The organism is Sphingomonas sp. (genome assembly GCF_964263785.1).
In the GTDB taxonomy this organism is placed as follows: Bacteria; Pseudomonadota; Alphaproteobacteria; order Sphingomonadales; family Sphingomonadaceae; genus Sphingomonas.
Genome location: NZ_CAXVWL010000032.1, coordinates 1 through 3578, shown reverse-complemented (window position 1 = coordinate 3578; position 3578 = coordinate 1). Strand labels below are relative to the sequence as shown.

Genomic DNA, 3578 nt, shown 5'->3' with positions numbered 1-3578 from the left:
CACGCCTATGACGCGCTCGAACTTGCGCAGATCCTGCTGCTGGCGTCGCCGGATCGAGCCGTACCCGCCGATTGCAACGATGCGCTCGCCGACCTTGTGAACTTTACCGCGCGGCTGCCGACCCAAAGTATCCGCACCGAGGAGCAGCTCGCACTCCAGCAATTCTCGACGCCCGCACCGATCGCCTGGCTGCTCGGACAGGCAGCCGCGCTCGCGCCCGACGATACGCTGCTCGAGCCTTCCGCGGGCACCGGCATGCTGGCTTGGCCAGCCGCCCGCGCCGGCGCGCGGCTGCTCCTCAACGAGATCGATCCCGTGCGACGGTTGTGCCTGGCCGAAGCGTTCCCTCAGGCCCTTGTGACGGGCCACGACGGCGAGCTGATCGACGACCTGTTTCACCCCGATCTCCGCCCGTCGGTAATCATCATGAACCCGCCCTTCGCGCGCTCCGAAGGTCGCGGCGAGGATCGCCACGCAGCCGATCGTCACCTGCTCGCCGCCGCGCGGCGCCTTGGCGCCGGCGGCAGAATCGTAGCGCTGATGCCGACCGGATCCAGCCGCGAGGTGCTCGGCGCATCCTGGACCTGCCGGCTCGACCTTACCCTGGCACGTGGTCTCTATGCCAAGCACGGCACGGGCATCGCGGTTCGCATGCTGGTCTGGGACAAGATTGTCGTAGGTGATGCGCCTATCGTCGCCGAGGTAAGTGAGCTCGACGCGGTGCTGCCGCTGGTCGACCGGCTGCCGCCCCGCGCCAATCACGCGACACGGCCATCACCGCCACCCGCCGCCGCTCGTCCGGCTCGTGCCTCGTTGTTCCGCGGCACTGCGCACCTGCGCGCGGCCCCTGTGCCGCGCGCCGAGCAGGCCGACCGCGTCGCTCGACCGGTGCGGGTGATCCCTCTCGACGAGCCAAGCCCCACCGGCGACCCGGTCGGCATATACCTGCCGTGGCGCCCCAGCCGGCTTAGACTGCCCGATGCGCAGGCGCACCCGACGCCGCTGGTCGAGTCGCTAGCGATGGGATCGATCGCCGCACCGCGTCCGGCCTACGCACCACTGCTCGCGGCGACGATCGTAACGAACGGCGAGATCTCGGACGCACAGCTTGAAACCTTGATCTATGCGGGTGCTGCCTTCGAACGCGATCTGCCCGGCCGGTTTCAGCCTGCGCAGGAAGGCGCAACGCTGGAGATCACGGACGATGGCGCCGCCTATGCGGCGGGCTTTTTCCTTGGCGACGGCACGGGCGCCGGCAAGGGTCGCCAAGTCGCCGGGATCATCCTCGATCAATGGCAGCGCGGACGACGCCGCCACATCTGGCTGAGCAAGAACGAGGCCCTTCTCGAAGACGCCCGGCGCGACTGGAGCGCGCTCGGCGGCATGGCGCTCGACGTGCAGCCACTATCCCAGTGGAAGCTCGGCACGTCCGTTACCCTGGACGCCGGCATCCTCTTCGTGACCTACCCGACGCTCCGATCGGGCCGTGAGGATGCCACGCGCCTCCAACAGATCCTTGCCTGGGCTGGGGCGGGTTTCGATGGCGTGATCGCGTTCGACGAAGCGCACGCGCTGGCGAACGCGGCCGGCGGCGAAGGCTCCCGCGGGCGAGTAAAAGGCTCCGAACAGGGGGTCGCGGGGCTCCGCCTGCAGAACCACCTGCCACGCGCGCGCATTCTCTACGTCTCGGCAACCGGTGCCTCCGATGTCGCGAACCTCAGCTACGCGACCCGGCTCGGTCTCTGGGGCCCTGGCACGGCGTTCGCCGACCGCGAGGCGTTCATCGCCGCGGTCCGCAAGGGCGGGATCGCGGCGATGGAGCTGGTCGCGCGCGACCTAAAGGCGCTCGGCCTCTACACTGCCCGCGCGCTGTCGTTCGCAGGCGTCGAATATGATTTGCTCGAGCACAAGCTTAGCCCCGAGCAGATCCAAACCTACGATGCCTATGCCGAGGCCTGGGCGATCATCCATCGCAACCTGACCGCCGCGCTCGAGCAGACGCGCGTAATCGACAGCGTCTCCGGTGCAACGCTGAACGCCAACGCCAAGGCGGCTGCGCTGTCGCGGTTCGAAAGCGTGAAGCAGCGCTTCTTCGCGCAGCTGCTCTTGTCCGCCAAATTGCCGAGCCTGTTGCCTGCAATCGAGGCCGACCTTGCGCGCGGCGACGCCGTCGTCGTGCAGCTGGTCTCGACCGGCGAGGCCATGCTCGCGCGGCGGCTGGCCGAGCTCGACCCGTCCGAGCGGGAAGCACTCGAGATCGACCTCAGCCCACGCGAATATGTGATCGACTATCTTCTCGGCGCCTTCCCGACCCGCCAGATGCGCCTTTTTACCGATGCGGAGGGGAACACCCGCTCGGAACCCATGGTCGATGCCGACGGCCACCCGGTGCATAGCCAGGCCGCGATCGCCGCTCGCGAAGCACTCGTCGAGCAGCTCTGCGCGCTGCCGCCGATCGCGACGGCGCTCGATGCGATCCTCGAACGCTTCGGTGTTCGCCACGTCGCCGAGGTGACCGGCCGAACCCGCCGGCTCGTCTTGGACACGAATGGTGCCCAACGCCTGGAGCGCCGAACGCCCAAATCGAACCTGGCTGAGTCGCAGGCGTTCATGGACGGCACGAAGAAGCTGCTCGTCTTCAGCGATGCCGGGGGCACGGGCCGCAGCTACCATGCCTGCCTCAAGGCCAAGAACCAGGCCAGGCGGATCCATTACCTGCTCGAGCCCGGCTGGCGCGCCGACGCCGCGATCCAGGGTCTCGGCCGAACGCACCGCTCGGCGCAGGCCTCGGCACCGCTGTTCCGCCCGGTCACGACCGACGTTCGCGGGGAGCGGCGGTTCATCTCGACCATCGCCCGCCGTCTCGACACGCTTGGCGCGCTGACGCGCGGGCAGCGCCAGACCGGCGGCCAGAACCTCTTCGATCCCGCCGACAATCTCGAGAGCGACCATGCCAAGGATGCACTGACCGCCTGGTATCGCCTGCTCTACCTCGGCAAGCTCCAGTCGACGACCCTGGGGGACTTCGAGGATCGCTCGGGCCTGCACCTGCAGGCCGAAGGCGGCGGCCTGCGCGAAGACCTGCCGCCCATTCAGCGATGGTTGAACCGGCTGCTCGCCTTTCCGATCGCGCTCCAGAATGCCATCTTCGACGAATATCTCGGGTTGATCGAGGCGCGGGTCGAGGCGGCACGACGCGCCGGGACTCTCGATCTGGGTGTCGAAACGCTGGCCGTCGAACGTCTGACCGTCGAGCGGGATCGAGTGATCCGGAGCGATGCCGCGAGCGGCGCCACGACCCATTTGCTCACGCTCGCGCTCGCGCGACGACCGCGGCCCATGCCGGTCGAGGATGCCCTGCGCTTCGCTGCGCGGCGGGACGCGTGCTTCCTGATCAACGAGCGATCGGGACGCGGCGCGTTGCGCCTGGATGGTCGGAGCCTGCTCAACGAGGATGGTATCGCTTGCCCGCGCTACGAGATCCTGCGGCCGCTTCGCCGCCAGCGTATCGACCGCGACGCGTTCGCCGATACCCGTTGGAAGGTCACCACGGCCGCCGCATTCACCACCGCCTGGGG

Annotated in this window: 1 protein-coding gene; it reads left to right on the top strand. The window is 68.5% G+C overall.

The window, feature by feature from the left end; genetic code table 11:
- Positions 1-3578 (top strand): strawberry notch-like NTP hydrolase domain-containing protein (locus ACE5C1_RS04975; protein WP_374942960.1); only part of this gene is annotated, 3578 nt, incomplete at both ends.